Annotated in this window: 8 protein-coding genes; 2 read left to right on the top strand and 6 right to left on the bottom strand. The window is 48.4% G+C overall.

The window, feature by feature from the left end; translation table 11 throughout:
• Positions 1 to 50 precede the first annotated feature (50 nt).
• A complete protein-coding gene (locus GOU96_RS01370) occupies positions 51 to 782 on the bottom strand; it encodes a class I SAM-dependent methyltransferase (RefSeq protein ID WP_000801253.1) in 732 nt (243 codons plus the stop codon).
• Positions 783 to 819: 37 nt separating this feature from the next.
• On the opposite strand from GOU96_RS01370, the gene gloB reads away from it, so the two are divergent.
• Both gloB and GOU96_RS01380 read left to right on the top strand, forming a co-directional pair.
• Entirely contained in the window at positions 820 to 1,578 is a 759-nt protein-coding gene (gene gloB / locus GOU96_RS01375; RefSeq protein WP_069730956.1) for a hydroxyacylglutathione hydrolase, read from the top strand.
• 71 nt (positions 1,579 to 1,649) lie between these two features.
• Entirely contained in the window at positions 1,650 to 3,248 is a 1,599-nt protein-coding gene (locus tag GOU96_RS01380) for a LysM peptidoglycan-binding domain-containing protein (protein WP_001264066.1), read from the top strand.
• On the opposite strand, the gene GOU96_RS01385 is transcribed toward GOU96_RS01380, so the two are convergent.
• The 5 genes from GOU96_RS01385 to tilS all read right to left on the bottom strand — a co-directional run bounded on the left by GOU96_RS01385 (position 3,203) and on the right by tilS (position 7,261).
• Complete coding sequence (locus GOU96_RS01385) at positions 3,203 to 4,111, bottom strand: endonuclease/exonuclease/phosphatase family protein (RefSeq protein WP_069730957.1); 909 nt, start codon at positions 4,109 to 4,111, stop codon at positions 3,203 to 3,205. The two genes, GOU96_RS01380 and GOU96_RS01385, sit on opposite strands and share 46 nt — an antisense overlap.
• A gap of 70 nt (positions 4,112 to 4,181) precedes the next feature.
• Entirely contained in the window at positions 4,182 to 4,520 is a 339-nt protein-coding gene (gene glnB, locus GOU96_RS01390; RefSeq protein ID WP_000717795.1) for a nitrogen regulatory protein P-II, read from the bottom strand.
• A 159-nt stretch (positions 4,521 to 4,679) separates the two neighbouring features.
• The gene (locus GOU96_RS01395; RefSeq protein WP_001210057.1) at positions 4,680 to 5,204 is read right to left on the bottom strand and encodes a phenolic acid decarboxylase; all 525 of its coding nucleotides are present in this window, start codon (positions 5,202 to 5,204) and stop codon (positions 4,680 to 4,682) included.
• A gap of 375 nt (positions 5,205 to 5,579) precedes the next feature.
• A complete protein-coding gene (locus tag GOU96_RS01400) occupies positions 5,580 to 5,903 on the bottom strand; it encodes a c-type cytochrome (RefSeq protein ID WP_000513614.1) in 324 nt (107 codons plus the stop codon).
• A 35-nt stretch (positions 5,904 to 5,938) separates the two neighbouring features.
• A complete protein-coding gene (tilS, locus tag GOU96_RS01405) occupies positions 5,939 to 7,261 on the bottom strand; it encodes a tRNA lysidine(34) synthetase TilS (protein ID WP_267782705.1) in 1,323 nt (440 codons plus the stop codon).
• Positions 7,262 to 7,335 lie beyond the last annotated feature (74 nt).

A 7,335-nucleotide genomic window follows, 5' to 3' on the forward strand; every position in this document is an offset into this window, starting at 1 on the left:
TCATTTTGAACCACAGAGACTCAAAATGAGTGTTCAAAAGAGCGTCACGGCTACGACTTACTATTAACTCGATAGTTGACCCCAATCGGCGATAATCTTCGCTTCAAACGCCATTTAGAACGAATCGGCTTGAGTGGGCAAGTACGTTTGCGCGCAACAATAAAGTACAGGCTACCAAAGGGCGAATTTGAGCCACCGAGGCCGTTTTCCAACCAAGTCCAGAAAGGTCGGTATTTTTGCATCGGAAACAAGGCGTACTGATCGCAAGCAACCACTTGGTAATTGAGTACGCTTAGCCAATCTTTAATCCGATTCGGGGTAAACATTCGCCCACTCCAAGGTAAGTTGTTTTTGCGCCAAGGCATCAGGCTGGCTAAGCCAATAAAACTGATTGGGTTAAAACCGGTGATGATCAGATAACCATCATCAATCAAGACTCGATCCACTTCCCGTAATAAACGGTGAGGATCGTTACTATAATCGAGTTGATGCGCCAAAATCGCCACATCAATACTCTTCTCCAAAAACGGCAGCTCATATTTATCGGCAATCACCGTATGCAACGGATTTTCAATATCGAGGTGTACTTGGTGTTGAATATTGCAGGTACAACTGGCAAGCTCACAGCTCAGACCGCCGAGCTTTAACATATGGTAACCAAAAAGTTTTGGGCACCATTCATCTAAACGGGTCTGAATAGATTCACTCACCCATTGGCCATTTTTCAGTTGTGCCCATGAGTGTGGATTTTCAAGCGCTTTATCACTGCGTGCTGGTTTCATTGCTCACCCGCTTCATCAAGGTAACCGGAGACAACTCATGTTACAGATCAAAAGCATACCCGCATTTGACGACAATTACATCTGGCTGATTCAAAATCGCGATCGCGACTGTGCTGTGGTCGATCCGGGCAGTGCTGAGCCTGTCCTCGCTTACCTTAAACAGCATGACTTAAACTTAAAAGCAGTGCTGATCACCCATCACCATCACGACCATATTGGCGGCGTTGCTGAGCTTGTGCATCAGTTCCCCGAAATCCATGTGGTAGGTCCAGCACAAGAGCCCATCCCTACTCTCACTCATCCGGTGGAAGATGGCGACCAAATCGAACTGTTTGATGAACGTTTTATGGTTCTCGGTCTGCCGGGACACACCTTAGGGCATATCGGTTACGTTGGCGATGGCAAGCTGTTTTGCGGCGATGTGCTGTTTTCTGCAGGCTGCGGGCGAGTATTTGAAGGCACGATGGAGCAGATGTTTTCTTCCTTGAATAAGTTGCTCAGCCTGCCTGAAGAGACTCAAGTTTACTGCGCACACGAATACACTGCCGCCAATGTGGCTTTTGCATTAGCGGTAGAGCCCGAAAACGAACAACTGCATATTTATCGTGATGAAGTGAGTCGTTTACGCGCGCAAAATCAGCCAACGCTCCCCACCACATTGGGGCGTGAAAAATGGGTCAATCCTTTTTTACGCACGCAAGAGCCGAGTGTGATTCGCTCAGTGGCTAGCCAAGTGTCAACGCTGGATCCGCTCACAATATTTACTGCATTACGTGAATGGAAGAATGAATTTTGACTTTTGTCGCTTGTCACCAAGACAAAGTGGCAAGTATTATCAGCAGCCATGAAGAATAAGGGCTGTGTTACATGCGAGTTAAATTCAGTTGGGTATTGGCGTTGCTGCTCGTTGGCTGTCAATCCCCCCAACCTGTGGATACGACCACATCAGATGACCAAGCGGTAAACCCGCCCACTCAATCTGCTACCGTGAAAAAAAAGCGTAAGCCGCAAACTACTGCAACTCTGCCTGCTGGCGAAACGGAGAGTGTAGAAGAAGAGCGCGTCGCGCTGACACCACAAGAACAAGACGATGTATGGCAACGCATTGCTATGCAGTTCAAGCTCGGCATCCCCAAAGACCCAAGTGTTGATGCACAACGCGAATGGTTTCTCAAAAACCCAGGTCACTTACAAGCGATTGCCAGTCGTGCTGAACCTTTCCTCTATCTGATCACTGAAAAAGTCGAGCAACGCGGCCTGCCGCTAGAATTGGTGCTATTGCCTATTGTCGAAAGCTCGTTCGATCCTTTTGCCTATTCCCACGGCAGTGCTGCAGGCTTATGGCAGTTTATTTCGTCTACTGGCAAGCGTTATGGTCTCAAACAAAATTTCTGGTATGACGGCCGACGAGATGTCGCCGCCGCCACAGATGCTGCGCTGGATTATCTTACTGTCTTGAACCAACACTTCGATGGTGACTGGTATCACGCTATCGCCGCTTACAACAGTGGTGAAGGGCGCGTCGCCCGCGCCATTAAAGCCAATAAAAAAGCGGGTAAACCTATCGATTTCTTCTCGCTGGATCTGCCTAAAGAGACCAGCGGTTATGTCCCTAAACTGATAGCACTAGCCGATGTGATTGCCAATCAGGAAAAATACGGTATCTCCATCCCGGCAATCGAAAACCGCCCAGTGTTAGCCACCGTTGACCCGAAAGAGCAGTTGGATCTTGCGATTGCCGCTCGATATGCAGGTCTAACGGTTAAAGAGCTGCAAAGCTTTAACCCAGCCTATAACCAATGGGCAACGGCTCCAAATGGCCCACATCAACTGCTGATCCCCGTTGAAAAAGTTGAACGTTTTAATCTAGCCATGGAAGAGAACCGCGGCAAAGGGATTAAGGTGGTTCGCTATAAGGTGAAATCGGGTGATACTCTCAGCACCATTGCCGATAAGTACAACACCACGGCTAAAGTGATCAAAGAAGCCAACCAGATTGCCAGCAACCAAATTCGTGTGGGTAGCTATCTGTTCGTACCAACCTCGGTGAAAGATGAGAAAGCGTATGCGCTGAGCGTGAGTAATCGCTTAGCCAAGACCCAATCCGTGCCACGTGGACAGTATCAGTTGACGCACACCGTCAACTCAGGGGAAAGCCTCTGGACCATCGCCAAGCAGTATAACGTGCCTTACCAATCTCTGGCGAAATGGAATGGCATGGCACCGAAAGATGCGCTGCGTAAAGGTCAGAAATTGGTGATCTGGAAAGACAGTAAACCAACGAGTGGCGTGATCCGCACGGTAACTTACAAAGTGCGCTCTGGCGATACACTGAGTGGTATTGCCAATAAGTTTAAAGTGAAAACTGCTGACATCGTTAAGTGGAATGATTTAAACAGCACTCAATATCTCAAGGCGGGTCAGCAACTGAAACTGTATGTGGATGTGACCAAATTCAGCGCATAACACTGCGCTGAATAGGCTAGTTGAGTTAAGCGAAAGCGAACCAACAGAGGATTATGATCAGAAGCGTCCGATATGGGCGCTTCTGCTTTTTCAAGCTGTAATCCACGATAGAAGACATGATCTAATGGCAAGCCATTGATAAACGTCGTGCGGTTATCTGGCGAAAAGCGCACTTCTTGTAATCCTACAGAGGCAAGCTGAGTACTTAGCAGCGCCATACGCGCCTCGCTCCAACTGTTAAAATCGCCCGCCACAATCACAGGACCAGTAAAATCACGTAGCTCATCCAGTAGTGCGGTCAACTGCTGTTGATACTCTTGGGTGCCATAAGTGAAGTTGACTGCGTGCAGATTGACTACGGCTAACTCTTGCCCATCACTTAAACGATAACGTGCGTAGATCGCCGATTTAGGCAGCCTCAACCACGGTTCAAGCTGAGTATAAGCACAAGCCATGGTTGGCATCACTTTAGCGAGATTAATCACTCCAGCCGCCTCTCCAAACGCTTCAAAAGCTCGAGCTTGGGTGCCATCCCACCCTAATAGATGAATCCACTCTTTAAACGCAGGCGTCATATTAGCCTCTTGCAGCAAGAGTAATTGCTGACCACGACTCAATTCGGAGAGCTGCGTTGACCAATTGGCACGATTTTGTTTATAGATATTCCAAACGAGCAGATTGAGCTCTCCATCAAGATCCAAAACTTCAGACTGCGGATGTTGGTAACACAACAGCGGTTCACCTTGCTGATTGCGTCCTATAGTGACTAATTCAGGTTGAGTCGGAATCGTGAAGATAGACCAGAAAGCGGCCAGTCCCGCCGCCGCTATCAACAATGGAGCCATCCAGTAACGTTTTTTCATTCAGTTACCCTCAAACAAAATAAGGAGCCTTAGCTCCTTATTATTAAGTAATCATAGGGGGGACGGATGCTTAAATTGCATCTTCATCCTCTTCACCGGTACGAATACGTACCACACGCTCAACGTTGGTGATGAAGATTTTACCATCGCCAATCTTACCGGTTTGAGCCGTTTCAATGATGGTGTCGACACAGCGATCCGCCACATCATCGGTGACCACAATTTCTAGCTTCACTTTAGGCAGGAAATCGACCATATACTCAGCACCGCGGTACAGTTCAGTGTGTCCTTTCTGACGGCCAAATCCTTTGACTTCAGACACTGTCATACCTGTGATGCCAACTTCGGCCAACGCCTCGCGGACATCGTCGAGTTTAAACGGCTTGATGATGGCTTCGATTTTTTTCATGTTCATCCCTTAAACGACTCTCAGTGCTCGGCATTATCTGTCAGCCATAACCAACAATCAACCAAAGTGCTTGAGTAATTTTTCCTTTTGTTACTCAAGCCACTATAGACTTTTCCGTGCTCCCAAAGCCATCTTCATCAGCTTACACCATGACCACACTTAGGCTGGCAGTAAGTTTTTATCGGCTAAACAGAAAGGATAATCCTCAGCAAGCTCACTGGGTGGGCAGTTAATCACTTGTTCATTATTGAGTCCGCAATCACGCATATAAATCAAGGTCGCAAAGCTATCGATCACATGGGTTGGATAGATAGGCCCGGCATCACGGTACGCTTCCATAAGAGGGAGATGGTCATTTTGATAGCAAGCAATTTTTTCAGGCTCATCAACAATCCAGCGAGGAAAGTAAATGGCACCATGCACGACATAATCCTCTAAGTTTAAGGTGAGAGCGACGCTGGTTCCAGTTGGCTCAGCCCAAGAAACCCGATAAATGGCCGCCCCAACTCGCGAGATATGCACGGTTTGATCTTTCACCCATCGCCCACCAACAATCCCAGAATGGACTCGATAATCTATGGTGGTCGCATTTTTCACATACAGCTCATAACGCCAACCCTGATCATAGTTATAGATAAAACTCTTCCCTAAAAATCCACTTAAATCATTTCGTTCAAATCTCATGGCCACTCCTCTACGACAGTTCATAATGACGATCGGGATCATTCCCATGCATTGAGAGCATAAATCATTGGAATTGGTTGCAATCAAAAGTGAAATGAATGTGAGATTTGTATGCTGTGCCACAACAATGCACAGATAAAAAGAGTGAAGGCTGAAAAAGCAAAAAGTCCGCAGATAACACTCGCGGACCTTAGGTGTGGGCACGTATTCATTGATAGGTGCCAAACGAAGCATAATAGAAGTTATTCCCGAACGACTTGGCACTGCAGGTAGGCAGTAAGTGGGTTCATCTCCATGAGCATAGGCACACTATGTGATAGAGATGAACGAACCTAGCCAACACCGCTGCCGCTTTAAGTACGAAGCGGATAATGATCACTTCAAGCTGGCGTAATAAGCAGCCAGATTAGCAATATCTTCATCACTGAGCATCATGGCTTGCGCTTGCATCACTGCAGCCAAGCCACCTGTGCGCTCTTTATTTTTGTAAGCTTTAACGGAGCTAATCAAGTATTGCTCACTCTGCCCTTTAAGATTTGGGTAGCCGGGAATAACGGCAATCCCATCCATGCCGTGACACGCTGCGCAAACCGCGGCTTTCGCTTGCCCTGCAGCCACATCCCCCGCCAAAGCGGCACCAGACATAACGCAGCCCCCCAAAGCGAGGGCTATAACCATTTTGTTCATTGCTTTCCCCATGTAATTATCCCTATAGATTATGTGTGGTTATGAATTTATTTTGGCACAGAATCATGAGATTTGAACCAAACCAACTCACAATCTTGCCCACTCCAATCACGATCTACGAATAAATCCGCGACACAGACCACTCTATTTTGGTACATGAGGATAGGGGTTTGCCGCCGCAGCCAACTCGGCACTCCATATTCTTGAAACAGTTTTTTGAGTTTGCGCGACCCCACCCGCCCAACAGGACAAGCCTCTAGCCCTTGCGGCTCAAAGCTAACCCATAATTGGCTGGGGTCATCGGGCAGCTTGATGTTTCCACCTGCCTTGCTGGTCAACTGAAGATGACCTAGACCTTGCGGCAGCGGCAAACATTGTTCAGGCACTAATGCACTGCGCCAGCCTGAAAGATCTCTTTCTGGTGGCACGAGGTACAGACAGTGCTGAAAACGGCGCACCTCAATATGGTTCAACTTTAATTTTGGATTGGCGTCCTCACTCGCCAGCGCCACCTCACACCAAATACGCTCCGTGTGCTGACGACTGGGCATCGGTAGCCTATGGTGCGCAAACCAAGCTCGGATCAGTTGTCGACGCATTCCCTCACTGCCCTCAGCCAGAACGGCGATCGACAATCCGCCCTCAGCAGTGATCGCCTTTTTTAATGCTCCAGCTAAAAACTCTTGCAGCAGCGCTTCTTGTTCTGCACACAGCTCAGCACTGCGCTGCACCGCTTGGCGAATGCTCGGCCAGCGCTCGGTAAGTACAGGTGTCACCTGATGGCGTAGAAAATTGCGCTCGTAGCGGATATCTGCATTACTTTCATCGATAACCCAAGTGAGTTTGTGCTGCTTGGCATAGGCTTCAATGTGTTGACGTGAGACGGTTAATAGAGGGCGGAGCAAATGCCCCTCGGCAAACGGGGCATAAGCAGCCATTGCGGCCAGCCCTTTTGGGCCACTGCCGCGCTTTAATGCGAGTAAAAAAGTTTCCAGTTGATCGTCAGCATGCTGCCCAAGTAACAACAGTGTCTGCGCATTCACATGCGGAGCAAGGACTCGATAACGCGCCTCTCGCGCCAATTTCTCAATACTTTCACCACTTGCCACATCCAACTGTACATATTCGATTTGACAGGCCATGCCGACTTCACGGCAACAGCGTTGGCAATGCTGCGCCCACTGATCGGCATTCGGGCTCAATCCATGATGAACATGAACCGCGGACACATCCCAACCAAACTCATCGCGTCCACGCGCCAGAAGGGCAAGCAGAACTTGCGAATCCACGCCGCCGCTCAGTGCGAGAAGGATTTTGCGAAAAGGATAGCGAGCTAATTGCTGCACAAAGTGGAGATAGAGATCGTCCATAAACCACAGAGAGTTGAGAAAAGTGGCTCAAGTTTACCCCTTGAGCCCAGAAAAGCCAAAGGGCTGGCCTAAGC

This window comes from Vibrio sp. R-1 (genome assembly GCF_035615595.1).
Lineage (GTDB): Bacteria > Pseudomonadota > Gammaproteobacteria > Enterobacterales > Vibrionaceae > Vibrio > Vibrio cholerae.